Consider the following 24,292-nt stretch of genomic DNA (forward strand, 5'->3'; position numbering starts at 1 on the left):
GCCGAACATGATTTCACTTTCCACGATCCATCGCCGCCCAAGGAGGACAAAATGGCTAAAGGCCAGGTACGAAGTAATCGCGAAACTCGCAAACCGAAGAAAGACAAGACCGCAGCAGTGACGGTCGCGCCCGCAGGCGCACAGGTCAAGCTCGCCGGCAGCGGCCTCACCTTGGGCAAGAAGCCGAAGTAGTGCTTCGTCGCGCAGGAGGCACCGTAGCGCGGCGCCTCCTGATCAGTCTTTGTCCTTATCCTTGCGGAAGATCCGCATCGCCTGCATTCTCGCGGCGACGCATGCAGGGCTGTCTTTCCAATGAGGAGCGAAGCCGTTCTAGTTGGAGCCGGAGCGCTTTTTCGGAGCGCGCGCGGCACGGATGCCGCCAAGCCAAATTTCCGAACCCGTCAGCGGTAGCCCCCGGATCAGCATGTCCCGGAAGACGGCATGCAGGACCGGGCGGTCCGGACAGGGTTCTGCGGGTTGCTCCGCCTCCGGCTGGCTGTCGGTCAGCATGGTCTGGAAATAAAGCTGGAAATTCGGATGCGAGGATCGTGAAGACATCGCGCCCCTCCTTTTTCGTCGGGGCTAGGGCTCGAGTCCCTCAGGCGGCTGCGCCCTTACCAGTTGCAGCCGACCAGCCACGATGGGCCTCATTCCCGCCGATGGCAAGCGCCGCCTATCCATATTTGAGACAAGTCTTGAAAGTGACGCATTATATCGCCATATATGATTCACGTTTTCAGCCTTTTCGGCTACCTGATCCTGCCGGCCCTGCCGGTTGCTTGGCGACACCCTTGATTTTGCGAACGTCGAACTCCGCCCTGTTGGCTGGAGAACTCTTGCGTTGGCCGTTGTCACGTCCCGCAGTCTACCCTTTAAGGTTACATCAATGATCGATACTGTCCGCAATGCTGCCCAGAATCTGTTTCGCAAACCCGATGCAGAAGAGGGCTCCAATGCCGCCAAGCTACAGGAATTCCGTCAGAGGCAGGCCCTGAGAAGCCGCGAGATCAAGCTCGCCCAGAAGCAGGAACGTCTCCAGAGGCGCGCGTCGCAATTGCAGCCGGCCTGACACGGTTCCGACGGGGCGGCCCGTTCGGACCTCCCCTCGCGCATATCCTCGACCACAAGGACACGACCATGGCCGACTTCAACTACAATGCCGGCGCGGGGCTCTACCCGTGCAAGAACTGGAAGAGAACGAGCAGGCTTGGCTACAAGAGGTTCGAAACCGTGGCCGAGGCCCTGCGCTTCGCAATCGAGGTGATGCCTGCATCACTTTTGCGCGGATCCATTCTCGAGGTCGAAGAAGCCCGGTTCGACAGCACGCAGATACAGAGACTCTACGACGCCGGCGATTACCCTCTGCAGCGCCGGGACCAGTGAGACGGCGCCAATCCGGCGTTCCGACGCCGCGTTCGGGGTTGTCGTATTTTACCGGCTGCAGCCGGTTTTTCCTGTCGCCGTCGCATGGCGCCTGCTATAGCGGTGATCCATGCATGGTTCGATAAGGCGCCCCGCGCCAGCGCGTGCCGCCCTCAATGCTTTAGCGGTGATTGGATGACGATATTTTCCGTCCGGCATGTCACCTCCTATCGGTATACGAGGCCGGTGGAGTTCGGCGAACACAGGCTTATGTTCAGGCCGCGGGACAGTTTTGACCAGACCTTGCTGAGTTCCCAGCTCAACGTTTTTCCAAAGCCCGACTACGTCCGGTGGATCCACGATGTCTTCGGCAATTGCGTCGCGCTCGTCGGGATATCCAAACCCTCATCCGAACTGCGGTTCGAAACGATCATCCGCCTCGATCACACCCCTCAGGCGGCGATTGACTTCCAGATCGACGAAGAGGCCCTCACCTATCCTTTCGCATACGATCCCGAAGAAATCTTTGATCTGGAGCGGACGATCCAGCGCCACTATCCCGATCCAGAGGACCGGGTCGGCAAATGGGCACGGCAGTTCATCAAGGTCGGGCACCCCACGGAAACCGGCCACCTGCTGATGACCATGTGTTTTGCGCTCCACGAGGGTTTCATCTACGCCCGGCGCTCGGAACACGGGACGCAACCGCCGCTCGAAACCCTGCAGCTTCGCCGCGGCACCTGCCGCGATTTCGCGCTGCTGATGATGGAGGCGGCGCGCGCGCTCGGCCTGGCGGCACGTTTCGTCACCGGCTACATCTACGTGCCCGACCGCGACGGATCGATAACGCTCGGCGGCGGGTCGACCCATGCCTGGTGCCAGGTCTATCTTCCTGGCGCCGGTTGGGTGGAATTCGATCCCACCAACGGCATCGTCGGCAATCGCGACCTGATACGCGTGGGCGTCGCCCGGGACCCGCGGCAGGCCGTCCCGCTATCGGGAAGCTACGATGGCGACGAGACCGATTTCGACAGCATGTCCGTGCAGGTTAACGTGACGACCGACGACCATAGCGTGAAACTGCATGGGTGACCGGAACAGCCGGGATGCTTGGGCGTTGCCGCTGAAACGCCATTCCGGCGAGAGTTTTTCCATAGGGATAAGATCATGAAGATACGCGCAGGGTTTCGTATAGGGTATGAATGCCAGCACGATACGGCGATGCTGCTGGTGCTCAATATCCATCCCTCGCGTCGGGCGGACCTTTTGAGCGACCAGGTGCTGAGCTTCGACCGGCCGATCGAGGCCTGGAGCTATCTCGACAGCTTCGGAAACGCCTGCAGCCGGATCGTGGCACCGCCGGGACTGACCACGATCTCGACCGAATTCGAGATCTACGACGACGGGATGCCCGACCCGGTACCGCAGGATGCCTTCCAGCACGACATCAAGGACCTGCCGGACGACGTGCTGGTCTTCCTGCTCGGCAGCCGCTACTGCGACACCGACCGCCTGGCGGATTTTGCCTGGAAGACATTCTCCTCGACCCCGCTCGGCTGGCCGCGGGTGCAGGCAATCCTCGACTTCACCCACAACCACATCGCCTTCAACTATCAGAACGCGGATCCGCTTCGGACCGCTTTCGGAGGATTTACCGATCGCACCGGCGTCTGCCGCGACTTCGCGCATCTCGCCATCGCGCTTTGCCGCTGCATGAACATCCCGGCGCGTTACTGCACCGGCTATCTCGGCGATATCGGCGTCCCGGTGGATGTCAATCCGATGGATTTCAGCGCCTGGTTCCAGGTCTATCTTGGCGGTCGCTGGAATACGGTCGATGCCCGCCACAACAAACCGCGTATCGGGCGGATCCTGATGGCAACGGGGCGGGATGCCACGGACGTGGCGCTTTCGACCGCCTTCGGCCCGGCAATCCTGTCTTCTTTCGAAGTGACGACCGAAGAAATACCGGCCTCCACCTAGATCTTCAGGCTGCCGGCCCGCCGAGATGAGAGACCTTGATGCGGGTACCGCTGATATTCGTTTGCCCGCCAGAAAATCTACTCCTGGTTGCGTATTTCGCAAATTTCAAAACAAGAAGTTGACACTTCAATCCTGATACGATAGGTAAAGAGCCTCGATACTTTGTTTGCCGATCTTTGTTTTTGCTGCGCTTTGCGCTTCTTGACGAACTTTCCCTCTCAAAAGTCGAAACACCCGCCGTGCGCCGCCCGGCGGTTTATCAATGTTGCTATGAAAGGGTTCGTTATGGCCACTGGCACAGTTAAATGGTTCAATGCCACCAAGGGCTTCGGCTTCATTCAGCCTGACGACGGCAGCGCCGACGTCTTCGTTCACATCTCTGCCGTCGAACGCGCTGGCATGAGCTCGATCGTTGAAGGCCAGAAGCTTGGCTTTGAACTCGAGCGTGACCGCAAGTCGGGCAAGATGTCCGCAGGCCAGCTCCAGGCTGCCTAAAACTTTAGCCTCCCATGACCACGGACGTACTGGCATGGCGGCAAAAGGTATGTGAAGGCCAGGCGTATGTCTGGCCTTTTTCCGTTGAGGCATCGGGCTGACGCGAATATCTGCATGACCTCCCGGTCGGCGCGATATTCGCCTCGACCGCAAGATTTCAAATCCGACAAGTTCAAATCTGACAAGGACGATACATTGAGACACCCGAACGACAACAGCTTTGCCGAGCGCCGCAAAACCGCAGCGGATGCTAAGCGCGAGCTTTTGGCAAAGTTTGCGACCGCCCCTAAACCGACAGATCCCGCCATGCAGGAACGTCGCGCCGAGCGCGAGGCCATTGCGGCCGCGAGGGAAGCCCGCCGCGCCGAGCGCGAGGCCCAGAAGGCTGCCGAGAACGAGCGCCAGCTCCAGGAAGCGGCCGCATTGGCCGCCGCTGCGGAAGCCGACGAAAAGGCCGAGGCTGAGGCCCGGCAAGCGGAAACCAACGACCGGGTTGCCCGGGTCATCGCCGATGAGGCCGCCCGCAAGGCGGAGCGCGATCGTCGTTACGCTGCACGCAAGGCCCGTCAGGGCTGATATTTGAGGCATGTGCCTGAGGACGTGCAGGCACATCCCGCTTCGGGCGCGCCGCATGCCGAGGCAAAAAAGGTGGATCGATTTCCATGAACGCCACAGCCCATGCGATTGCGCCCGTTGCCGAAGACGATATCGGCGCCTGGCTCAAGATACTTTCGAAATACCGGCAGCCGCGTTTCGGGCGCAGCACTTTCGAGCTGCTGGTGACGGTGCTGCCGTTTGCAGCCTTCTGGGCCGCAGCCTATGTTTCCGTTTTCCTGGGTTACCCGATCGGGCTGATCCTCGTCCTTCCGGCCGCGGCCTTCCTGCTGCGGCTGTTCATGATCCAGCACGACTGCGGCCACGGCTCGTTCTTCGCGCGCCGACGCCTCGACAATTGGACCGGACGAGTGCTCGGGGTGCTGACCTTGACGCCCTATGACTACTGGCGCCGGGCGCATGCCGCCCATCACGCCTCGGCCGGCAATCTCGACGAGCGCGGCATCGGAGACATCACGACGCTGACGATCGACGAATACCAGTCCCTGCCCTGGTCGCGCCGGCTCGCCTACCGGCTTTACCGCCACCCGCTGGTGATGTTCGGCATCGGACCCGCCTGGCTTTTCCTCTTCAAGCAGCGCCTGCCGTTCGGAATGATGAAATCGGGCTCCCTGCCCTGGATTTCGACGATGGCGACCAATCTCGCGGTCGCCGTTCTGGCCGCCCTGATGATATGGGCGATCGGGCTCGTGCCCTTCCTGCTTGTCCATCTGCCGATCGTGCTGATCGCAGGGGCCGCCGGCGTGTGGCTCTTCTATGTCCAGCATCAGTTCGAGGAAACCCATTGGTCGAAGACCGAGGAATGGCAGTTTCCGGAGGCCGCCCTTCACGGCGCGTCCCACTACGATCTGCCGCTGGCGCTGCGCTGGCTGACCGGCAATATCGGCATCCACCACGTCCATCACCTGTCGAGCCGTATCCCCTATTACCGGCTGCCCGAAGTGCTGCGCGATCATCCCGAGCTTGCCGGCATCGGCCGCATAACGCTTTGGCAAAGCATCCAATGCGTCAAACTCGTACTCTGGGACGAAAAGAGCCAAAGGCTCCTGTCGTTTCGCGATGCTGCCAAGGCGACAAGGCCTTCTTAACCGATGCAACCTGACAGGCCGGGACCGCCGCCTGCCACCGAATGCACAAGACTACCTCCGTACCCATCAAGGACCGAACATTGACCACGACCGAGAACACCAAAACAGCCGCCACCCCGACGCCTGCTGCGCACGCGTTGACCGTCGAGCTGACGCCGACCCAGATCAGGGGCCTGAAGCTCGCCAAGGACGGTGACCTGTTTCCGCAGGAAGCCAAGAAATGGACCCATCTGAATGCGGCCGTGACCTATGCGCGGAACGACCGGTTCAAGGAACGGCCCCAGAAGATCAAGTTCCTGACGACCACGACCTTGAATGAACTGCGGGAATACGGCCTTCTGCGCATCCTCAACGAGGACGTCCCGGCGGAAGAATCCGCACATGGGATCACCATGGCCGGCAAGATGTGGCTTCTGAAGAACAAGTAGCCCACGCTACGCCACCCGATAGCGGGCAGCCGGATCACTTGAAATACGGCTGCGCCGGATCTCTCAACTCGTGAGGAGCGGAGAGACTTCCCCTTGTATTTATCCGCGTTCGACCCATATTTGGGGTAGGTAGCAGATTCAGAACGGGCGCTGCGATCAAGGGCGGGAGCCCTGGCCCCAACGAGGAGGACGACATGTCTTCCGTCAGGCGAATGCAACCTTCTTCCCAAACAGGCCCGCAATTACATCGGGCAGGCTACGGCGGCCTGTTGCGCATGGCCGTGCCAGGGATATCCATGGCATTCATTCTGTACATCCTGCTTCGCGATCTGTTCTGACACCAGAAAACGCATCAACAGAAACCCGGAATGCCGTTTCCAAAGGAAATTGCCTTCCATCTTGAACTGAAACAATCATGACCCTGATATTTCCGAATAGAAGCCGCAGTTTCGACGAAGCGCGCAAGGTCGTTCGTTTCCTGGGCTATGACGGCATGTTCGAGGTCAGGTTTTTCGTGGAAGCCAAGGCACTCGCCCAAAACACTGCGACGGGCATGTCCGAGGCCGATTACTTGAGGGCTTTCGATGCGGCCAGATCCAGCATCCAGGACGCGGCAATGAAGGCCTATCGTCCCAATCGGGGCACTACCTACACGCTGACGGCGGCCGACCTCGGCTGATCGGAGTTGGGCCGAAGGCGCCTATGGCACCCTTCCCCGTCAGTGAACGGTACCGCGGTCGGTGCCCAGGTCGTAGATCAATCCATCGTCCCAGGGGCCTGCTTCCCGGAGCATATCAAGACTATAACAATCCTGCGATGCGGAGGACCAGAAATGGACCTTTTCGCACCCGTCCAGTTTTGCGCGCAGTTTGGCGAATTCGAAAAGACGTTTCGCAACACCTTGGTCATCGACGAGGCCAATGGATGCAAAAACCGGTATTTCGAGCTGACGCCCGTAAACCGGATGTTCGCGTGCAAAGACGTGGCAAAGGCCGTGGATGTACCCTTTCGCGTCGGTAACGGCCAGCCAGTCGCGACGCAGCGAGGCCGAGGCGGTCAGCCGTCTCCATGTCTGCAGATCCAGGCCTGACATCACGAGCTGCACGACCGCGAACGCGCGGTAGACATCCGCCGCGTTCAAGACACCCACGTCGTAATCCTCCATCTCCATATCTTCTCTCCGCCACTAGGCCCGTCAAGTCACATCGGGCCGGCTCCCTAAGACCTCACGTTTTAGCGCAGTCACCGCCTGTGACATTGACGCGCGTCAACGGGCGCGGGCCGAGCCCATCTGTCGTCGCTTGCAACGGGTCAAGGAAGGCCATCGGGTTCTCAGTCCCGCAGGATGGCGGCGGCAATCATATCGGGCGTCTTCGATGCATCGATTTTCCGCCAGGTTATATCGGCGGGTTTGCGGGCGGCCAGTTGGCCGGAGAGCACGTCGGTGGTGGCATCAGAGGGGCCTGGCGCCCGCTCGCGAACCCGCTGCCAGAGCAGTTGAGGATCAGCCTCGAGCCAGATGCCCCGGAAGCCTGCCCCGGCCCTCGCGGCAGCATCCTCGATAAGGCGCCGGTTGACCGGGCCGTCGAAGACGGCATCAGCGACGACCGATCCGCCCTGGGCAAGGATCAGCTCCGCATGCCTCGCCATTTCGCGATAGACCTTTTCCGAGACGTCGGGCTGATAGGCGGACACCGGAAGCCTCGTCTCGGCCGAAACACCATGCAGGGCTTTGCGGATTCGGTCGCTCTCGACGATCCTGGCGCCCGGAGGCGCACCGACCTCCGCCGCCAGATGGTCCGCGACCGTCGTCTTGCCGGAACCGCTGAGGCCGCCGATCGCGATGAGGCGCGGCGGCACCTCCCTCAAGAGAGCATGGGCGAGATCGAAATAGGACCTTGCCTCCTGCGCCAGCCTGACGGCGTCCTGACCGGGCTCTTCGGCCTGCGTCGCCGTCACATGGGCGCGGACCGCTGCCCTGATCGCCATCAGGAACGGCAGGAGGCAGAACCCGTCCTCGTCGTCGGTTTCATCGAAATACCGGTTCATTACCAGATTGGCGAGGCCGGGAAAACCGCGATGCCAGAGATCCATCAGCAGGAAAGCGAGGTCGTAGAGGACATCGACGGTGGCGATCCCGAGATTGAACTCGATGCAGTCGAACAGGCATGGCTTGCCGCCCAGCAGGCAGATGTTGCGCAAATGAAGATCGCCATGGCAACGGCGGACCCTGCCCGCCAGCGCCCGCCGGTCGAGAAGTTCGCTGTGTCGCGTCAACCGGGACCGGAAGGCCTCGCTGAGCTTGGCCAACTCCGCCGCGCCGAAGACATGGCTGGTCGCAAATCCGGCGTCGTTGATGTCGAGGACGGACGCGATATTGGCCGCCCCGCCTCCCTTGGAGACCACCGGCGCCCGGCGATGATAAAATGCGATCATGCGGGCAGTCTGCGTCATCAGGTCCGGCGTCAACCGACCCGCGGCCGCCATGCGATCAAAGAGCTGGCCCTGCTCGAACCGGCTCATCTCGACGACGGCATCGACGAGCGGTCCGTCGCCGTCGAATTCCGGGGTGCCGGTGTCGGAGCGGGTGATCCGCCGCACGCCGACATAGAGGCCGGGGGCGGTCTCGCTGTTCAGCGCGACCTCCTTGCGGCAGGCATCCTCTCGGATCGCGGCCGTCGAGAAATCGACATAGGGCAGTTTCAGCGCCTTCTTGAGCTTGTAGACCCGGTCGCCGACGAGGAAGATCATGGAGATATGCGTCTCCATCCGTTCGACCGGACCGGCGAGCCCGTAAGATGCCGGGCTCGCCAGGAAGGCGATCGTACCGCCTTGATCCTCAGTCACCATGTCCCGTCTCCCTGCTCGGCCGCCTCTTTCGACCAAGAGGCCATTCGCCGGCCTCCCGGACCTTGATATCGGTCAACGGGCGAGCACGAAGCCGGTTGCGCCTTAGGCTGCGCCCGGCCACGATTTCAGTGCCCGGAGCGTCGGCGTTTTCTTGAAGATATGGCCGTCCATCCGCGCAAGCAGGCTGTCGAGCAGCGTCACGGCCTCGCCGACCGCCGGGCCCTTGTTCAGCATCACGCATTCCGCCCGCGCCGCCATCGCCGCGTCGGTCATCTCGCCGCGGGACGGCAGCCCATCCTTGACCAGGTCTTCGAGAACCTGCGTCGCCCAGACGGTCGGCACGGCCGCCGCCTCGCAGATCCACAGAATCTCCTCCTGCATTTCCGCGACGCGTTCGAAACCGATCTCGGCGGCAAGGTCGCCGCGGGCGATCATCACGCCGAACGGCCGGTTGCGGCAGCGCGCCCGCGCGATCAGCGCCGGCAGGTTGGTGACGGCCTGCGGCTGCTCGATCTTGGCAATCAGGCCGAGCGGATGCTTGCGCGGCGGAAAAGCGGCGAGTGCATCTTCGAGAAGGTCGATATCGTCCGGCAGGCTGACGAAGGAATATCCGAGCATATCGGCATTGACGATGATCGTCGCGAGATCGGAATGGTCCTTGGCCGTCAGCGGCGAAAGACCAAGGGCGGTATCGGGCAGGTTCAAGCCCTTCTCCGGTTTCAGCTTGGCGCCGCCGGTCTTGGTGTGGGTGACGCGCACGATCGCCTCGCCTTCGGAGACGCTCTCGATCACGCCTTCCAGCTTGCCGTCGTCGTAACGGATGCGGTTGCCGACGGCGATCCGGGTGACGATCTCGGGCAACGAAACGGCGGAGCAGAACGGCACGTCATCTGTCAGATAGGGCTCGCCCGAGGCGACGAGACGCAGGCGATCGCCTGTCTGCAGTTTCGCCTTCTTGTCACCGGCCGTCTTCTCGGTGCGGATCTTCGGCCCGGCTATGTCCATCAGCACCGTCAGCCGCCGCCCGAGGGTTTCGCCGGCGGCCCGCACATGCCTCGCCATCGCCGCCCAGGCCTTGTCGTCGTCATGGGCGCAGTTGATGCGGGCGATATCCATGCCGCGCCTGGCAAGATCGAGTATGAAATCCGGCTGGTCCGCCGCCTCGCCCGGCAAGGTCACCATGATACGGCCGCGGCGATGGGCCGGCGGCGAGCCGAAAAGATCGTCCGTCGATGTCGTGAGCATCGCCTCCCCCCGGAAAAATTCGTCCTCCGACGGCGGCGCAAACGGCGGCGCGATTCCCTGAGTGATGGCCAGCGACGCCAAAACAGCATCGATCGTCGGCAAGACTCGGCTTTCGAGCCTCCCAAGCGACGAGAGCCCTCGCCACATCAGCCGGCGCTGCAATGGCCTGAGGTCGCGCTGCCTGAGCGAGAGATAATGGCAGAGGTTTTCAAGCGCAGTCCGATGTTCGTCCGCCAGAAGAGCGCCGCCGGTCAATGCGTGGAGGTTTGGCTCCGCCTGCGCGGCGATCTCTCGCCGCAAGGCAAGCAGCGCTTCGAAAAGCTCGGCCAATCCGGTATCGATCTCGGTGGCGTTCTCGGCTGACTTCAGCATCGTGTGTCTCCATGTGCCGTTTCCTCAACCTCTCCCCTAAAGACGAATGCTTGATGACGACCTGCAGGGCATTGCGTTGTGTCAAGGCGACACCTTCGGCTGTGGTCCAAAAGCGATGCCAACCCGGCACGACGAGGAAAGGCATTCCGTGGAGATGACACTCAGACATCACGGCCGTTACGAGGCCATCATCCGCCAGGCGATTTCGCTGCCCGCCATGCGAACGGCGGTCGTCCATCCGTGCTCGACGGAAACCCTGCGTTCCGCCGTGGAACTCAAGGAACAGGGCCTGCTCGATCCGCTCCTTGTCGGGCCCGAACACAAGATCAGGGCGATCGCGGACGCCGCCGAACTGTCGCTTGCCGATATCGACATCGAACCGGTCGAACACAGCCATGCGGCCGCCGAGCGTAGCGTCGAACTTGCCTCCACCGGAAGGGTTGCCGCCCTGATGAAAGGCAGCCTGCACAGCGACGAACTGCTTTCGGCGGTGATCGCGCCGGGATCGAGACTGAAGACCGCGCGGCGCATGAGCCACGTCTATGTCATGGACATCCCTGCCTATGACAAGCTGCTGATCGTCACCGACGCGGCGATCAACATCCAGCCGGATCTCGACCAGAAACGCGATATCTGCCAGAATGCCGTCGACCTGATGCATCTTCTTGGTATCAAAATGCCGCTCGTGGCGGTGCTCGCCGCCGTCGAGACCGTCAACAGCAAGATGCCCTCGACGCTGGACGCGGCGGCCTTGACCGTCATGGCGGCGCGCGGACAGATCGAGGGCGCCATCGTCGACGGTCCCCTCGCCTTCGACAATGCGATCAGCATCGAGGCCGCGCAGGCGAAATGCATCGCCTCCCCGGTCGCCGGCCAGGCGGATATCCTGCTGGTTCCCGATCTCGAAGCCGGCAACATGCTGGCCAAGCAACTTATTTATTTCGCCGGTGCGGACGCCGCCGGGCTGGTTCTTGGCGCCCGCGTCCCTATCATACTGACAAGCCGCTCGGACCCGGACAAAGTTCGAACGGCATCCGCCGCCCTCGCCCGGCTGACGGCTGCAAAACGACTTGAAGCAAGGATGCCTCTATGACGGACAACCTTCTCCTGACGTTCAATGCCGGTTCCTCGACCGTGAAGATCGGCATGTTCAAGGTGAACGGCGGCAGGCCGGAGCGGATCGGCAAGGCAGTCGTCGACTTCGGAACCTATCCGCTGACTTTGCATCTGAAGGAAGGCCCGGAGCAGTTCGAGCTGCCGCTGAAGGGTGAGGCCGGCGACGATCTCGCCGAACTGATGGACGAAGTGTTCCGGGAACTCGGCACGCATTTCGATCTGGATGCCGTCACCTGCGCCGGCCATCGGATCGTCCATGGCGGCGACGTCTTCGACGGTCCGGCGGAACTGACGACCGAGACGATCGCGAAGGTCCGGTCGCTGACGGACCTGGCGCCGCTCCACCAGCCCCAGGCGCTGAGGATGATCAGGGCAGTGAGGCACCTGCGGCCGCATCTCTTCCAGACCGGCTCCTTCGACACCACTTTCCATGCGACGCAATCCGATCTCGTACGGCGTCTCGCCATTCCGCGCGCCTATCACGACGCGGGCATCAAACGGTACGGCTTCCACGGACTTTCCTATCGATATGTGGCCGGGGCACTGGCCACCAAGGCGCCGGACGTCGCTGGCGGCAAGGTCGTCATCGCCCATCTCGGCAGCGGCGCCAGTCTCTGCGCCATTGAAAACGGTGTCAGCCGGGATTCCAGCATGGGCTTCTCGACGCTCGACGGCATTCCCATGGCGACGAGGCCGGGATGGCTCGATCCCGGCGTTCTCCTGCATTTCCTCGGCCCGCTGGGGAAATCGGTCGAGGAACTGGAAGACATGCTCTATCATAAATCCGGTCTTCTCGGCGTCTCGGGCCTCAGCGGCGATACCCGCGAGCTCATCGAGGACGACGGCAGGCAAGCTCGGGAAGCGATCGACCTCTTCACGCTCAGGATCGCCGGGGAGGTCGGGAGGCTTGCATCCACGCTCGGCGGGCTCGATGCTTTGGTCTTCACCGCCGGCATTGGCGAGAACCAACCGCAGATACGCAAAAGTGTCACGGAACAACTTCGCTGGCTGGGCGTAGAGCTGGACGAGACCGCCAATGAAGAGAGCGCGCTCACGATCAGTACCGCCGCAAGCCGCATTGCCGTCCACGTCATCCCCACGGATGAAGAACAAATGATTGCGGAGGAATGCCTTTCCGTCCTGCACGCGAAGGATCACTCCGCCGCTTCGTGATCAGCGCTGGGGACACACTCTCAGTTCACGACAGATTTTTCCGATCAACTCGCCCTCCCGAAGGAGCAAGAAGATGCAGTCAAACTTAGCCATGCCCGTTATGCCCGAGATCAGTTCGGAGGAACTGGCACTCATCGACCGATACTGGCGGGCAGCGAACTATCTTTCGGTGGGGCAGATCTATCTGCTCGACAATCCGCTGCTCAAGGAGCCGCTGAAGCCGGAGCATATCAAGTCACGGCTGCTCGGCCATTGGGGCACCACGCCCGGCCTCAACTTCATCTACGCGCATCTCAACCGGATTATCCGCAACCGCGATCTCAGCATGATCTATGTCTGTGGGCCGGGGCATGGCGGTCCTGGCATGGTTGCCAGCACCTATCTCGAAGGCACTTATAGCGAGATCTATCCGGAGATCAGCGAAGACGCGGCCGGCATGCGGAAACTGTTCCGGCAGTTTTCGTTCCCGGGCGGCATTCCCAGCCACGCGGCGCCGGAAACACCCGGCTCCGTCCACGAAGGCGGCGAACTCGGCTATGCGCTGGTGCATGCCTATGGAGCGGCCTTCGACAACCCCGACCTCGTCGTCGCCTGCGTCGTCGGTGACGGCGAGGCCGAGACCGGGCCGCTCGCCGCAAGCTGGCACTCGAACAAGTTCCTGAACCCCGCCCGCGACGGCGCCGTGCTGCCGATCCTGCATCTCAACGGCTACAAGATCGCCGGCCCGACTGTTCTCGGCCGCATGCCCGATGAGGATATCGACCATCTTTTCCGCGGTTACGGTTATGAGCCGTTCTTCGTGGAAGGCCATGAGCCGGCCGATATGCACCGGCAGATGGCCGCGACCTTTGAGAAGGTTTTCGATCGCATCCGGGCGATCCAGGGCCAGGCTCGCGAGGGCAAGGCACCCGAAGGGTGCCCGCGCTGGCCGATGATCGTGCTGCGCAGCCCGAAAGGCTGGACCGGACCAAAGGAAGTCGATGGCAAGAAGGTCGAGGACTTCTGGCGCGCCCATCAGGTGCCGGTCTCCGGCTGCCGCGAGAACGACGGCCACCGCAGGATCCTCGAGGACTGGATGCGGAGCTACAATCCGGACGATCTCTTCGACGCCAACGGACGTCTGAAGGAGGAGTTGCGGGCGCTTTCGCCGGGTGGCGAGCGCCGCATGGGTGCCAACCCGCATGCCAATGGCGGCCTGCTGCGCAAGGAACTCATCGTGCCCAGCATCCGCGACTATGCGGTGCCCGTGAAGACACGGGGTGCCGACATGGTCCAGACGACGGAAATCCTCGGCAGATATCTGCGCGACGTGCTGAAGCTCAACGATGAAAATTCCAACTTCCGCATTTTCGGTCCGGACGAGACCGAGTCCAACCGGCTCGGCAATGTCTTCGAGGTGACCGACCGTGTCTGGATGGAAAGGATCGAGCCCTACGACGTGCATCTGTCGCGCGACGGGCGGGTGATGGAGGTGCTCTCCGAACATCTTTGCCAAGGCTGGCTGGAAGGCTATCTGCTCACCGGCCGGCACGGCTTCTTCTCGTGCTACGAGGCCTTCATCCACATCATCGATTCGATGTTCAACCAGCACGCCAAGTGGCTGAAAGTGTCGCGCGAGCTGCCGTGGCGGAAGCCCGTTTCCTCGCTCAACTACCTGCTCACCTCGCATGTCTGGCGGCAGGACCATAACGGTTTCTCCCACCAGGACCCCGGCTTCGTCGATCTCGTCGCCAACAAGAAGGCGGATATCGTGCGCATCTACCTGCCGCCGGATGCCAATACGCTGCTCTGGATCGGCGACCATTGCCTGAAGACCTGGAACCGCGTCAACGTGATCGTCGCCGGCAAGCAGCCGGAGCCGCAATGGCTGACAATGGACGAGGCGATCAAGCATTGCGAGGCCGGTATCGGGATCTGGGAGTGGGCAAGCAACGAGAGCGGTGCGGTCGAACCCGACGTGGTGATGGCCTGCGCCGGTGACGTGCCGACCCTGGAAACGTTGGCAGCGGTCTCCCTGCTGCGCGAGGCGATCCCGGAGCTCAGCATCCGGGTCGTCAACGTCGTCGACCTGCTCGCGCTGCAGTCTCGCGACCAGCATCCGCATGGCCTGCCCGACGAGGAATTCGACCGGCTGTTCACCACCGACCGGCCGGTGATCTTCGCCTATCACGGTTATCCATACCTCATCCACCGGCTGACCTACAAACGCACCAACCACCAGAATATCCACGTGCGCGGCTTCATCGAGGAGGGCACGACGACGACGCCCTTCGATATGACGGTGCTGAACGAACTCGACCGTTTCCATCTTGCTATCGAAGCGATCGCGCGCGTGCCCGGACTGAAGCAAAAATCGGCTGGTGTGATCGACATGCTCAACGCAAAGCTTGCGGAACACACCCGCTATGTCCGCGAACATGGCGAGGACATGCCTGAAATCCGCGACTGGAAATGGCCGGCACGCTGACATCGCATCCATGAAGGTCCTGGGCTTCCGGGCCAGGGCCCTCACCGCGTTCAGGAAACTTGGCGTCGACGCGAGATCACGTTTCGGTGTTTCGCGTCGATGTGTGTAACCGATCCCACGCCTCTTCCGTAATCATGCAGGAAGCAGATTATGGACCCGGGAGGTTCCGCCATGATGAACAGACGCATATTCCTGGCCGGCAGCGCGCTGGCGCTCGTGACAGCCCAGTTTGCAGCAGGCATTCGCCCGGCGCTTGCGACCGCCGGCACTTTCCCCGTCAGCCATACCGAAAGCGAATGGCGCAAGCTGCTGACGCCGGAGCAGTACAATATCCTGCGCGAGGAAGGCACCGAATATCCCGGCAGCAGCGCGCTCCTCAACGAGCACCGCAAGGGCACATTCTCCTGTGTCGGCTGTGATCAGGCGCTTTTCTCCTCGGAGACCAAGTTCGAGAGCGGCACGGGCTGGCCGAGTTTCTGGGCGCCGCTCGACAACGCCGTCGATACGGTGCGCGACACGACGCTCGGCATGGTCCGCATCGCCGTCAATTGCGCCCGCTGCGGCGGCCATCTCGGCCATGTCTTCGACGACGGACCGAAGCCTACCGGCCTGCGCTACTGCATGAACGGCGCGGTCATGAAATTCCGTGCCGTATCGGCCTGATCCGCCACCCATTCCTTCATTCACTTCGGTTGAGGAGACCGCCATGAAAAACAAGACAAAGCTATCCTATAGCCTCTCCGTGTTTGCCGGTGCGGCGCTGGTCCTGGCCGGCCTGACGTTCGGCGCGACGACGAGCGCCACCGCCCAGGAGGGAATTGCCATCCCCGCCCCCACAGTCGATCAGGCGGCGAGCACGGCCGCGACCGAAACCGCCATCTTTGCCGGCGGCTGCTTCTGGGGTGTCCAGGGCGTGTTCCAGCACGTCGAGGGCGTCAAGAACGCCGTCTCCGGTTATGCCGGCGGCGCCAAGGAAACCGCCGTCTACGAGACGGTGGGTTACGGCAAGACCGGCCATGCGGAAGCGGTTCGTGTAACCTTCGATCCCAAGAAGGTCACCTACGGTCACCTGCTGCAGATCTATTTCTCGGTCGCCCATGACCCGACCCAGCTCAACCGCCAGGGACCGGATACCGGCACGCAATACCGCTCGACGATCTTCCCGACCAGCGAGGACCAGGCCCGCGTCGCCAAGGCCTATATCGACCAGCTCAACAAGGCCAAGGTCTTCCATGCGGCGATTGCCACCACCATCGAGCCCGGCAAGGCCTTCTATCCGGCGGAAGCCTACCATCAGGACTTCCTGACGCAGAACCCGACCTACCCCTATATCGTCTATAACGACCTGCCGAAGATCGAGAACCTCAAGAAGCTGTTCCCGAGCGACTACCGCGACAAACCGGTCCTGGTCGCGCAGGCCGGCATCGGCAACTGAGACTTGAGGGCAGAATTCCGCAGTCGGGGCATGCGGCACCGCCAAACGATATCGCCGCCTGGCGATATCGGCCGTATCGAGAGCCTCAGCTTTCCTGCACGGCCTCGGTGCGCCGCGCGACGCTCGGCACGCAGAGGCAGGCGACGACGATCAGGGCTGTGATCAGGAACATGGCGATGAAGGTCATGTGCAGCGCATGCTGAAGCGCAAACCGGATCGGCGAGTCGGCTGCAAGCCCACCTCCGACCCCCTGCAAGAGATCGCGCAATTCATCGGAGGTAATCGGTCCCGAGACGGAATTGGCCAGGCCGTAGCTCAGCACGGCGCCCAGAAGCGCTGCGCCGAGCGTGCTGCCGAGATTGCGGGAAAAGACGTTGGAGGCCGTCGCACTGCCGCGTTCGGACCAGCCGACATTGTCCTGGATGATCACAAGGCCCGAAATATTGAGCAGGCCCATGCCGAAGCCCATCAGCAGCGAGCCGGCGCTTGCCTGAACGGGTGAGCTTTCCGGCGTCAGCAGGACCAGGAGAAACGCCCCCACAGGAACGAAGACGCTGCCGGCGATCATCAAAGGCCGCAGTCCGAAGCGCGGGAACATCCGCGAGGCGAAGGTCCCGCCGCTCGGCCATCCGACCAGCAGCATGGTCAGCGTGAAGCCGGCAACCAGCGGCGAACGGTTAAGCACTGTCTGCACGTACATCGGCAGGAAGGTCGTCAGGCCCATGATCGCCATGCTGGCGAGAAAGACCGCCGTATTGGCGAACGCGATCGGCCGCTTCAGCCAGAGCTGGAGGGAAACCATCGGGGCCTCGGCGCGCCGCTCCTGCCAGATGAACAGCACGAAGCTGACAAGGAAGATCGCCAGCGAAACGAACATATAGGCGGTGGCGCCTTCGGTTTCGGTGAGCGCGATCATCAGGGCGGAAATGGCCACGGCAAAGAGCCCCGCCCCAAGGAAGTCTATCGACGCCGTGCGGGTCTGTTTTTCTTCATGCAGGAAAAGAATGAAGGCCACCGCCGACATGATGCCGATCGGAACATTGATCCAGAACACCCATGCCCAGGGGAGGTTGTGGACGATGATGCTGCCGAGCAGCGGGCCGACGACCGCGGAAAGCGCCCAGACGCTGGCGAGATATCCCTGCACCTTGCCACGCTGCGCCCCCGGATAAAGATCGCCGACGACGGTCATGATGACCGGCTGGATCGCGCCGGCACCGATACCCTGCAGGAGCCGGAAGGCGATCATCGACGGCATCGACCAGGCAAAGCCCGCAAGAATGGAGGCGATCAGGAAGATTGCCGTGCCGAGCAGAATGATCGGCTTGCGGCCGTAGATATCGGAGAGTTTGCCGAACACCACGGTCGTCGCCGTCTGGGCGAGAAGGAAGGACGAAAAGACCCAGCTATAGAGGTTCAACTGGCCGAGCTGGGCGGCGATCTGCGGCATGGCCGTCGAAACGATCGTCGCCTCGATTGCGATCATCGCCATGCTTGCCATGACGGCCGCAATGACGAGCGCCCGGTTGGAGCTTGGATGGGTCATGGGTTCACCTGGGAACGCCGCGCGGCGAACACGATAGGGATGGATGTTCGGCGGTCAAACGGCCGTCGTGCGGGATATTTCTTAGTATTCCCCTACGGGCCTGCGTCAAGCGCGAAATCTGGCAATTATCAAGGAGGTAACGAGGCCGTGACCGCGGCAGGCAAATCAGACTGGGTGGATTTCCGGCTGTGTGGTTGGCCTGGTCGCTTCGTCCCCGCCAGCCGCGACCTGATTGCGACCGCCGTTCTTTGCCCGGTAAAGCGCATGGTCGGCGCGCTCGAATACTTCCGCGGTCGTCAGCTTGACGCCCGCTGCGGGATAGAAGGTCGCGGTACCGATGCTGATCGTCACATGACCCCAGGGAAGATTCTTCTCATGCGGCAAATGAAGCGCGGCGACACGCTGGCGAATGTTTTCCGCGGCCTTCAATGCACCGGCACCATTCGTATCCGGCAAGAGGACGGCGAATTCCTCGCCGCCATAACGGGCGGCAAGATCCTTCGACCGGCGGATCGAATTCCGCACGACGTTCGCGACCGCACGCAGACAGTCATCGCCGGCGGCGTGGCCGTAGGTATCGTTGAAGAACTTGAAGCGGTCCGCGTCGATCATCAGAATGGAGAGCGGCGTGTGCTGCTGCGCGGCCTGCAGCACCAATTCCTCGAAATGGATGTTGAACGAGCGGCGATTGGCGAGTTGGGTAAGCTCGTCGGTGTTGGCGAGAGCGTCCAGTTCTTCCTGGAGGTTCTTCTGGCGCGTGACGTCGCGAGTGACGGCAACGATGCGGATATCGATGCCGCCAGTGCCGCCCGGCAGCCTGTTCAGCGTGGTTTCTAGCCAGATCTGCTTGCCGTCGGCCCGCTTGCGCCGGACGACCATGTTTTCCCTGGTCGACCCTTCCCGCAACCGGTTCATGACCTCGTTGACGGCATCGTGGTCATCCTCGTGCAGGTTCTCAAGGATGTGGGTGCCAAGCATCGCCTCGGCGTCGACGCCGAATATCTCCCGGACGGATGGCGACACATATTCCCTGATCCCATGGCCGTTGAAGCGCTGGATCAGGTCGGCCGAACCTTCCGCAAGCAGGCGGAATTCCGCTTCGCGCGCCACCAGCAGCGCTTCGCTCGCCCGCCGCAACATCACCTGCCGCCGCCAACGCCAAACCAGGAAGCCGGTGATCACCACCAGGACAAGGCAGGCGATCCATCGTATCCGCGCGCCCCTCATCCACGTCGCCAGCGCTTCGGACTGGGATACGGCAGCAAGCCCGACCAGACCGCTGCGCTCGCTCTGATAAAAGCCGCCTATACGCTGCAGGCCATCAATCGGAGAGATGTAGTGATAGGAGCCGGAATGCCGTTGGCGGAGATGGTCCGTGAACAGATCGTAGGAAGAAATGCTCGATCCCAGCTGTGTCTGGAGGAATGGCGCACGCGCCAGCACGACGCCATCGCGGCGAACCAACAGGAACGAGCCCTCGCTGCCCAGGCTGAAGCCCTGGAAGAAACTGGTCAATTCGGTGAGGATGAATGCCGCGAGCGCAACGCCGCCGAAACTTCCGTCCGGATTGCTGATCCTCTGGGTGACCGGCAATATCCACTGACCGTTCAACTTGTTCTTCAACGGCCTGCCCAATACGGGCTCCAGCATGTCGGAGGACTGGTGGAAGACAAAATATTCCCTGTCCGAGAAATTCACGCCACTGGCGTCGATCGAAGACGATGTCGCGACCATTCTGCCATCGGCATCCAAGACGGCGAGGGCGTCGAGCCAGGGGGTGGTATCGACCTGGCGTTTCATCACCTGGGTGATCTTTGCCGGCATGTCTGCCACGTCGCGTTCCTGCTCGATTCGGGTGATCAGGGCAGCCAGCGGAAACCTCGCCATATCGACCGTGTCGTCGGCATGTTGCACCAGCGCCTTGGCCGTCTGGACCAGTCCCGTCTCGATACCGGCGACCTGGGATCTCCAACTGGAATATTCCCCCCAGACGATCAGTCCGACGAAACCGAAAACGGCAAATACGACCGCAACGAACGTCCTCGCCGGCAGGTATTTGATTGCACCAGTCATCTCTCTCTCCCAAACCGACACAACAGGGCGGCTCAGGAGTCGCGATCCGCCAGTGAGGGACGTTAGGGAAAAGTTGTTTACGTTCGCCTAAACCAACATACCCGTATTTTAATCATGCATTTAAGGGGCAGAGCCTCGAATAGACATCCTGCGGTGTCGTCACTCGACGTATGGCTGCAGCAGTTTCCTCCTCGCGCACGCGCCGCGCGATGCAGGACAGGATATTCAGGTGGTCGGGGCGGTTTTCCGGATTGAGGAGCAGGAATACGAGATCGACCGGCTCGTCGTCCACCGCCTCGAAATCGACCGGCTTCGCCAGCCGTGCGAAAAGGCAGAAATGCCGATCGAGGCCCTTCACATTCGCATGCGGAATGGCGATGCCGGCGCCGATCCCCGTCGAACCCAGGGTTTCGCGGTTGGTCAGCACACGGACGATTTCGCCCGCATCCAGCGCCAGTCTTTCGGCGGCGAGAATGGAAAGCTGCTTGATCAGGATCGCCTTCGACGGCGGCGCGAGATCGAGCACGATATTCTCCGGCGGAAGGTAATCACCGAGTTTCATATGTCATGTCCATGGATTGGGATCGCAGCGCCTATTGGCCTTCCTGCAGCCGATAACCGACGCCGGTCTCGGTCAGGATGTATTGCGGCTGATCGGGCGCCTTTTCGATCTTCTGGCGAAGCTGGCGCACATAGACGCGCAAGTACTGCACGTCTGTCAGACCGTCCCAGACGTGTTCGAGAAGGAAGCGATGGGTCAGTACCTTGCCCGCATGCTGCACCAGGATACGCAGGATATCGTATTCCTTGGGCGACAGCTTGACCTCCTTGTCCGCCACCTTGACGATGCGCTTGACGAGGTCGACCGAAAGCTCGCCGGTCTGGAAGATCGGCTTTTCGCCCTGGGTCTGCAGCCGGTGGCGAAGCGCCACGCGGATGCGGGCGACGAGTTCGTTCATGCCGAAGGGTTTCGTCACATAGTCGTCGGCGCCGAGTTCGAGCGCCTTGACGATGCCCGCCTCATCGGTGCGGCTCGAGAGGATGACGATCGGCAGATCCAGCCCCTCGCCTCGCCATCTGGCGAGCAGATCGTGGCCGGCCATGTCCGGCAGGCCGAGATCGAGAATGATCAGGTCCGGCTTGTCGGTCTTGACGAGATCGATCGCGACCTTGGCGTTCATGGCCTCGCTGACGGCATAATCCTGGGTAGAGAGGCCCACGCGCAAGAGCTTGCGGATCGGCGGCTCGTCATCGACGATCAGGACGCGCACTGCGGTATTGGTCATTCCTGCTCTCCCAGAATGGGCATTTCGGCCGGCACCGGCATGCGGATCGTAAAGATCGCACCGGCACGATCGGAGCGGTTCGCAGCCCTGATCGTGCCGCCCATGGCCTCGATGAAGCCGCGGCATATGGAAAGGCCAAGCCCGGTGCCGGCCCGCACATGGTCACCTTTCCGAACGCGGTAGAAACTGTCGAAGATGCGCTCCAGATCGTCGCGCGGGATGCCCGGTCCTTCATCCATGACCGAGATAAGAATTGAATCGCCATCCTGCCAGCCGCGAATGTCGATCACCGTCTCGTCGGGCGCATATTTGGCGGCATTGTCGATGAGGTTGAACAGGACCTGCTCGAACAGGACCGGATCGACCTTGAGCATCGGCATGTCCGCCGGAATGTTGACGCGAAGCTTGTGCCCGGAGGCGATCTTCGCCGCCCGGCTCAAGGCCGTGCCGACGATGTCGCCGGCGAAATGGAAGGCGTAGTTCGGCTCCATGGCGCCGGAGCCGATACGGGTCATGTCGAGCAGATTGGAAATGAAGCGGTTCAGCCGCTCCGACTCGTCGACGACGCTGGTCAGCAGTTCGGCACGGGCTTCTTCCGGGATATCAGCGCCGAAATCCTTGAGCGTGCCGGCCGACCCCATGATCGCCGCGAGCGGCGTCTTCAGGTCATGCGAGATGGATGTGAGCAGCGCCGTGCGCAGGCGGTCGGTCTCGGCGGCGAGCTTGGCCTTGTCGACATCCGATACGAGCTGGATGCGCTCGATCGCCAGCGCCGCCTGATCGGCCAGCGCATCGAACAGCCGCTGCTGTTCGGGTGTCAGCAACGGTCCCTGCTTGTCGTTGTCGAGGCCGATGACGCCGACCGCTTCGCGGCCGGTGCGCATCGGCAGATAGAGGCGTTTGGCGCCCGGCAGCGTATCGGCGGCGCGGCCGGCCGGGCGATTGTGCTCCCAGGCCCATTTGGCGGCGGCAATATCGGCATCCACCAGCGTATCGTCGGGCGGATAACCGGCCTTGACGGCGATGGAGCCGTTTTCCGGCAGCAGAATGACGACCCGGACCTTCAGCATCGAGGCGATCTGGAAGGCGGTCGCCCAGAGGACGTCGTCCAGCGTGCCGGTGCCGGCGAGCTTTTTGGAGAAAAGGTAAAGGTCTTCGGTGGTGCGGGCTCTCCGACGTGCGGCAGCGGCCTGACGCTGGACGGCCGCCGTGAGGTTGGAAGCGACGACCGCCACGCCAAGATAAAAGAAAAGCGCCACCAGGCTTTCCGGATCCCGGACCGTAAACGTGTATCGCGGCTCGAGAAAAAAGAAGTTGAAGGAGAGCGCGCCAGCCACGGAGGCGAACAGGCCCGGCCCCAGCCCGCCGCGCACCGCTGCCGCCAGCACCGCCATCAGGAAAACGAGAGCAAGGTTGCGGACATCCAGCGTCTGGTCGAGCGCAGCACCGGCGATGATTGCGAGCGCCACAAAGATCGTACTTTTGACATAGGGCTTGAAGCGGAAGGTCTTGGGCAGCTGCGCCGCCTTCAGGCCGCGTTTCGGTTCGCCCTCCTTGGAGTCGCCGGAGATGACATGGACGCTGATATCGCCCGCGTAACGGATCAGGTCATAGGTGACCGACCCCTGCAAGATCTGCCGCCAGCGCGGTCTGGCCGGGCGTCCGACGACGATATGGGTGAAGTTGTTGGCGTTGGCATAGGCGATGATCTCGCGTGACGGCTGCAGCGCCGGCAGCGTCACGGTCTCGGCGCCGAGCTGTTCGGCTAGCCGCATGTTGGCCGCCAGCCGGTCCTTGTCCTGTTCGGGCAGATTGACCGATTGCGGCGTTTCGAGATGCAGCGCCGCCCATGGCGCTCGCAGGCGATCGGCCTGGCGGCGCGCGTACCGCACCAGGCTCGCGCCGTTCCTGCCGTGGTCGAGGCAGACCAGTACCCGATCGCCAGCCGCCCAGGGGCCGGAAATGGCGTGCGCCTGCATGTGGTTCAAAAGCTGCTCGTCAACCCGCTGGGCGGTGCGGCGAAGCGCCAGTTCACGCAGTGCCGTCAGGTTGCCGGGAGAAAAGTAATTCTCGATAGCCCGCCGTGCCGTCTGCGGCACATAGACCTTGCCGTCGTTCAGCCGCTTGATGAGATCGTCGGGGGTGATGTCGATGATCTCGACGTCGTCGGCCCGGTCGATGATGCTGTCCGGCACCGTCTCGCGCACCCGGACGCGGGTGATCTGTGCCACCACGTCGTTCAGGCTCTCGACATGCTGGATGTTGAGCGTCGAATAGACGTCGATACCTTGGCTGAGGATTTCCTGCACATCCATGTAACGCTTCGGATGGCGGCTGCCGGCGGCGTTGGTATGGGCCAGTTCGTCGACCAGGACCAGGGCCGGACGGCGCGCGAGAATGGCGTCGAGGTCCATTTCATCCAGTAGCTGGCCGCGATAATCGATCGCCTTGCGCGGCACGACTTCGAAACCTTCGACCAGCGCCTCCGTCTCCTTGCGGCCATGGGTCTCGACGACGCCGATCACCACGTCGAGCCCGTCGGCCTTGCGGGCGCGGCCGGACATCAGCATCTCGTAGGTCTTGCCGACCCCTGGGGCGGCGCCCAGGAAAATCTTCAGCCGCCCGCGCGCCTCACGCTCCGCATGCTCCAGAAGTGCATCCGGCGAAGGCCTGTTTTCACTCTCGCGACTGTCGTCGGGCATGCTGTCTGGTCTTTCTAATGCCTGTGATGAAGAGCCGCCCACGCCTCTCAACCCTC

Annotated in this window: 25 protein-coding genes; 16 read left to right on the forward strand and 9 right to left on the reverse strand. The window is 62.2% G+C overall.

What is annotated here, in order from left to right; all coding sequences use genetic code 11:
• Positions 1 to 51: 51 nt before the first annotated feature.
• Positions 52 to 192, forward strand: coding sequence for a hypothetical protein (locus tag ACZ9EJ_RS15030; protein WP_251089441.1), 141 nt, complete (start codon positions 52 to 54; stop codon positions 190 to 192).
• Positions 193 to 330: 138 nt separating this feature from the next.
• Here ACZ9EJ_RS15030 and ACZ9EJ_RS15035 read toward each other — a convergent pair whose 3' ends face one another.
• Positions 331 to 558, reverse strand: a complete 228-nt coding sequence (locus tag ACZ9EJ_RS15035) for a hypothetical protein (RefSeq protein ID WP_046640960.1) — start codon at positions 556 to 558, stop codon at positions 331 to 333.
• Between the two features lie 328 nt (positions 559 to 886).
• Here ACZ9EJ_RS15035 and ACZ9EJ_RS15040 point away from each other — a divergent pair, with 328 nt between their 5' ends.
• The 10 genes from ACZ9EJ_RS15040 to ACZ9EJ_RS15085 all read left to right on the forward strand — a co-directional run bounded on the left by ACZ9EJ_RS15040 (position 887) and on the right by ACZ9EJ_RS15085 (position 6,650).
• Complete coding sequence (locus tag ACZ9EJ_RS15040) at positions 887 to 1,069, forward strand: hypothetical protein (protein WP_046628384.1); 183 nt, start codon at positions 887 to 889, stop codon at positions 1,067 to 1,069.
• A gap of 68 nt (positions 1,070 to 1,137) precedes the next feature.
• Positions 1,138 to 1,383 (forward strand): hypothetical protein, encoded by a 246-nt coding sequence (locus ACZ9EJ_RS15045; RefSeq protein ID WP_046628382.1) that lies wholly within the window; start codon positions 1,138 to 1,140, stop codon positions 1,381 to 1,383.
• A gap of 174 nt (positions 1,384 to 1,557) precedes the next feature.
• Positions 1,558 to 2,454 carry a transglutaminase family protein gene (locus tag ACZ9EJ_RS15050; RefSeq protein WP_046628380.1) on the forward strand — a complete coding sequence of 299 codons (897 nt, stop codon included), beginning with the start codon at positions 1,558 to 1,560 and terminating at the stop codon, positions 2,452 to 2,454.
• 75 nt (positions 2,455 to 2,529) lie between these two features.
• A complete protein-coding gene (locus tag ACZ9EJ_RS15055) occupies positions 2,530 to 3,345 on the forward strand; it encodes a transglutaminase-like domain-containing protein (protein WP_046628378.1) in 816 nt (271 codons plus the stop codon).
• Positions 3,346 to 3,630: 285 nt separating this feature from the next.
• Positions 3,631 to 3,840: a cold-shock protein gene (locus ACZ9EJ_RS15060; RefSeq protein ID WP_037085395.1), complete on the forward strand. Its 210-nt coding sequence runs from the start codon at positions 3,631 to 3,633 to the stop codon at positions 3,838 to 3,840.
• Between the two features lie 195 nt (positions 3,841 to 4,035).
• Entirely contained in the window at positions 4,036 to 4,416 is a 381-nt protein-coding gene (locus tag ACZ9EJ_RS15065) for a DUF6481 family protein (protein WP_046628376.1), read from the forward strand.
• A gap of 86 nt (positions 4,417 to 4,502) precedes the next feature.
• Positions 4,503 to 5,543 carry a fatty acid desaturase gene (locus ACZ9EJ_RS15070; protein WP_046640959.1) on the forward strand — a complete coding sequence of 347 codons (1,041 nt, stop codon included), beginning with the start codon at positions 4,503 to 4,505 and terminating at the stop codon, positions 5,541 to 5,543.
• A gap of 80 nt (positions 5,544 to 5,623) precedes the next feature.
• Positions 5,624 to 5,971, forward strand: a complete 348-nt coding sequence (locus ACZ9EJ_RS15075) for a hypothetical protein (RefSeq protein ID WP_251089442.1) — start codon at positions 5,624 to 5,626, stop codon at positions 5,969 to 5,971.
• A 194-nt stretch (positions 5,972 to 6,165) separates the two neighbouring features.
• Complete coding sequence (locus ACZ9EJ_RS15080; protein ID WP_251089443.1) at positions 6,166 to 6,309, forward strand: hypothetical protein; 144 nt, start codon at positions 6,166 to 6,168, stop codon at positions 6,307 to 6,309.
• A gap of 77 nt (positions 6,310 to 6,386) precedes the next feature.
• Positions 6,387 to 6,650: a DUF1488 family protein gene (locus tag ACZ9EJ_RS15085; protein WP_046628372.1), complete on the forward strand. Its 264-nt coding sequence runs from the start codon at positions 6,387 to 6,389 to the stop codon at positions 6,648 to 6,650.
• Positions 6,651 to 6,689: 39 nt separating this feature from the next.
• Here the strand turns inward: ACZ9EJ_RS15085 and ACZ9EJ_RS15090 are convergent, their stop codons facing one another.
• From ACZ9EJ_RS15090 to ACZ9EJ_RS15100, 3 genes are all read right to left on the reverse strand, one after another.
• Positions 6,690 to 7,142, reverse strand: a complete 453-nt coding sequence (locus ACZ9EJ_RS15090) for a hypothetical protein (protein ID WP_052764629.1) — start codon at positions 7,140 to 7,142, stop codon at positions 6,690 to 6,692.
• A 161-nt stretch (positions 7,143 to 7,303) separates the two neighbouring features.
• Positions 7,304 to 8,821, reverse strand: a complete 1,518-nt coding sequence (locus ACZ9EJ_RS15095) for a bifunctional aminoglycoside phosphotransferase/ATP-binding protein (RefSeq protein WP_046640958.1) — start codon at positions 8,819 to 8,821, stop codon at positions 7,304 to 7,306.
• 102 nt (positions 8,822 to 8,923) lie between these two features.
• Entirely contained in the window at positions 8,924 to 10,438 is a 1,515-nt protein-coding gene (locus ACZ9EJ_RS15100; protein WP_046640957.1) for a pyruvate kinase, read from the reverse strand.
• 46 nt (positions 10,439 to 10,484) lie between these two features.
• On the opposite strand from ACZ9EJ_RS15100, the gene ACZ9EJ_RS15105 reads away from it, so the two are divergent.
• The 5 genes from ACZ9EJ_RS15105 to msrA all read left to right on the forward strand — a co-directional run bounded on the left by ACZ9EJ_RS15105 (position 10,485) and on the right by msrA (position 16,629).
• Entirely contained in the window at positions 10,485 to 11,531 is a 1,047-nt protein-coding gene (locus ACZ9EJ_RS15105; protein ID WP_080955760.1) for a bifunctional enoyl-CoA hydratase/phosphate acetyltransferase, read from the forward strand.
• Complete coding sequence (locus ACZ9EJ_RS15110; protein WP_046640956.1) at positions 11,528 to 12,727, forward strand: acetate/propionate family kinase; 1,200 nt, start codon at positions 11,528 to 11,530, stop codon at positions 12,725 to 12,727. Before ACZ9EJ_RS15105 ends, ACZ9EJ_RS15110 begins: the two co-directional genes overlap by 4 nt.
• A 73-nt stretch (positions 12,728 to 12,800) precedes the next feature.
• Positions 12,801 to 15,194, forward strand: coding sequence for a phosphoketolase family protein (locus tag ACZ9EJ_RS15115; RefSeq protein WP_046640955.1), 2,394 nt, complete (start codon positions 12,801 to 12,803; stop codon positions 15,192 to 15,194).
• A gap of 171 nt (positions 15,195 to 15,365) precedes the next feature.
• Complete coding sequence (gene msrB / locus ACZ9EJ_RS15120) at positions 15,366 to 15,857, forward strand: peptide-methionine (R)-S-oxide reductase MsrB (RefSeq protein ID WP_046640993.1); 492 nt, start codon at positions 15,366 to 15,368, stop codon at positions 15,855 to 15,857.
• A 43-nt stretch (positions 15,858 to 15,900) separates the two neighbouring features.
• A complete protein-coding gene (gene msrA / locus ACZ9EJ_RS15125) occupies positions 15,901 to 16,629 on the forward strand; it encodes a peptide-methionine (S)-S-oxide reductase MsrA (protein WP_046640954.1) in 729 nt (242 codons plus the stop codon).
• Positions 16,630 to 16,714: 85 nt separating this feature from the next.
• Here msrA and ACZ9EJ_RS15130 read toward each other — a convergent pair whose 3' ends face one another.
• From ACZ9EJ_RS15130 to ACZ9EJ_RS15150, 5 genes are all read right to left on the reverse strand, one after another.
• Positions 16,715 to 18,175: an MDR family MFS transporter gene (locus ACZ9EJ_RS15130; RefSeq protein ID WP_046640953.1), complete on the reverse strand. Its 1,461-nt coding sequence runs from the start codon at positions 18,173 to 18,175 to the stop codon at positions 16,715 to 16,717.
• Positions 18,176 to 18,340: 165 nt separating this feature from the next.
• Positions 18,341 to 20,248 (reverse strand): diguanylate cyclase domain-containing protein, encoded by a 1,908-nt coding sequence (locus tag ACZ9EJ_RS15135; protein WP_046640952.1) that lies wholly within the window; start codon positions 20,246 to 20,248, stop codon positions 18,341 to 18,343.
• Between the two features lie 112 nt (positions 20,249 to 20,360).
• Positions 20,361 to 20,810 (reverse strand): PTS sugar transporter subunit IIA, encoded by a 450-nt coding sequence (locus ACZ9EJ_RS15140; RefSeq protein ID WP_046640951.1) that lies wholly within the window; start codon positions 20,808 to 20,810, stop codon positions 20,361 to 20,363.
• A gap of 31 nt (positions 20,811 to 20,841) precedes the next feature.
• Positions 20,842 to 21,534, reverse strand: coding sequence for a response regulator transcription factor (locus tag ACZ9EJ_RS15145; RefSeq protein WP_046640950.1), 693 nt, complete (start codon positions 21,532 to 21,534; stop codon positions 20,842 to 20,844).
• Positions 21,531 to 24,236, reverse strand: coding sequence for a sensor histidine kinase (locus tag ACZ9EJ_RS15150; RefSeq protein WP_046640949.1), 2,706 nt, complete (start codon positions 24,234 to 24,236; stop codon positions 21,531 to 21,533). Before ACZ9EJ_RS15150 ends, ACZ9EJ_RS15145 begins: the two co-directional genes overlap by 4 nt.
• Positions 24,237 to 24,292 lie beyond the last annotated feature (56 nt).

Source organism: Neorhizobium sp. USDA 3394 (assembly GCF_056280385.1).

Excerpts from the sequence above, each read along its gene's own strand:
- ACZ9EJ_RS15145 (WP_046640950.1), bottom strand. The coding sequence starts at position 21,534 with ATGACCAATACCGCAGTGCGCGTCCTGATCGTCGATGACGAGCCGCCG.
- ACZ9EJ_RS15035 (WP_046640960.1), bottom strand. The coding sequence starts at position 558 with ATGTCTTCACGATCCTCGCATCCGAATTTCCAGCTTTATTTCCAGACC.
- ACZ9EJ_RS15045 (WP_046628382.1), top strand. The coding sequence starts at position 1,138 with ATGGCCGACTTCAACTACAATGCCGGCGCGGGGCTCTACCCGTGCAAG.
- ACZ9EJ_RS15115 (WP_046640955.1), top strand. The coding sequence starts at position 12,801 with ATGCAGTCAAACTTAGCCATGCCCGTTATGCCCGAGATCAGTTCGGAG.
- ACZ9EJ_RS15150 (WP_046640949.1), bottom strand. The coding sequence starts at position 24,236 with ATGCCCGACGACAGTCGCGAGAGTGAAAACAGGCCTTCGCCGGATGCA.
- ACZ9EJ_RS15030 (WP_251089441.1), top strand. The coding sequence starts at position 52 with ATGGCTAAAGGCCAGGTACGAAGTAATCGCGAAACTCGCAAACCGAAG.
- ACZ9EJ_RS15055 (WP_046628378.1), top strand. The coding sequence starts at position 2,530 with ATGAAGATACGCGCAGGGTTTCGTATAGGGTATGAATGCCAGCACGAT.
- ACZ9EJ_RS15040 (WP_046628384.1), top strand. The coding sequence starts at position 887 with ATGATCGATACTGTCCGCAATGCTGCCCAGAATCTGTTTCGCAAACCC.
- ACZ9EJ_RS15085 (WP_046628372.1), top strand. The coding sequence starts at position 6,387 with ATGACCCTGATATTTCCGAATAGAAGCCGCAGTTTCGACGAAGCGCGC.
- ACZ9EJ_RS15070 (WP_046640959.1), top strand. The coding sequence starts at position 4,503 with ATGAACGCCACAGCCCATGCGATTGCGCCCGTTGCCGAAGACGATATC.
- msrA (WP_046640954.1), top strand. The coding sequence starts at position 15,901 with ATGAAAAACAAGACAAAGCTATCCTATAGCCTCTCCGTGTTTGCCGGT.
- ACZ9EJ_RS15105 (WP_080955760.1), top strand. The coding sequence starts at position 10,485 with ATGCTTGATGACGACCTGCAGGGCATTGCGTTGTGTCAAGGCGACACC.
- ACZ9EJ_RS15050 (WP_046628380.1), top strand. The coding sequence starts at position 1,558 with ATGACGATATTTTCCGTCCGGCATGTCACCTCCTATCGGTATACGAGG.
- ACZ9EJ_RS15110 (WP_046640956.1), top strand. The coding sequence starts at position 11,528 with ATGACGGACAACCTTCTCCTGACGTTCAATGCCGGTTCCTCGACCGTG.
- ACZ9EJ_RS15130 (WP_046640953.1), bottom strand. The coding sequence starts at position 18,175 with ATGACCCATCCAAGCTCCAACCGGGCGCTCGTCATTGCGGCCGTCATG.
- ACZ9EJ_RS15140 (WP_046640951.1), bottom strand. The coding sequence starts at position 20,810 with ATGAAACTCGGTGATTACCTTCCGCCGGAGAATATCGTGCTCGATCTC.
- ACZ9EJ_RS15080 (WP_251089443.1), top strand. The coding sequence starts at position 6,166 with ATGTCTTCCGTCAGGCGAATGCAACCTTCTTCCCAAACAGGCCCGCAA.
- ACZ9EJ_RS15090 (WP_052764629.1), bottom strand. The coding sequence starts at position 7,142 with ATGGAGATGGAGGATTACGACGTGGGTGTCTTGAACGCGGCGGATGTC.
- ACZ9EJ_RS15100 (WP_046640957.1), bottom strand. The coding sequence starts at position 10,438 with ATGCTGAAGTCAGCCGAGAACGCCACCGAGATCGATACCGGATTGGCC.
- ACZ9EJ_RS15060 (WP_037085395.1), top strand. The coding sequence starts at position 3,631 with ATGGCCACTGGCACAGTTAAATGGTTCAATGCCACCAAGGGCTTCGGC.
- ACZ9EJ_RS15135 (WP_046640952.1), bottom strand. The coding sequence starts at position 20,248 with ATGACTGGTGCAATCAAATACCTGCCGGCGAGGACGTTCGTTGCGGTC.
- msrB (WP_046640993.1), top strand. The coding sequence starts at position 15,366 with ATGATGAACAGACGCATATTCCTGGCCGGCAGCGCGCTGGCGCTCGTG.
- ACZ9EJ_RS15095 (WP_046640958.1), bottom strand. The coding sequence starts at position 8,821 with ATGGTGACTGAGGATCAAGGCGGTACGATCGCCTTCCTGGCGAGCCCG.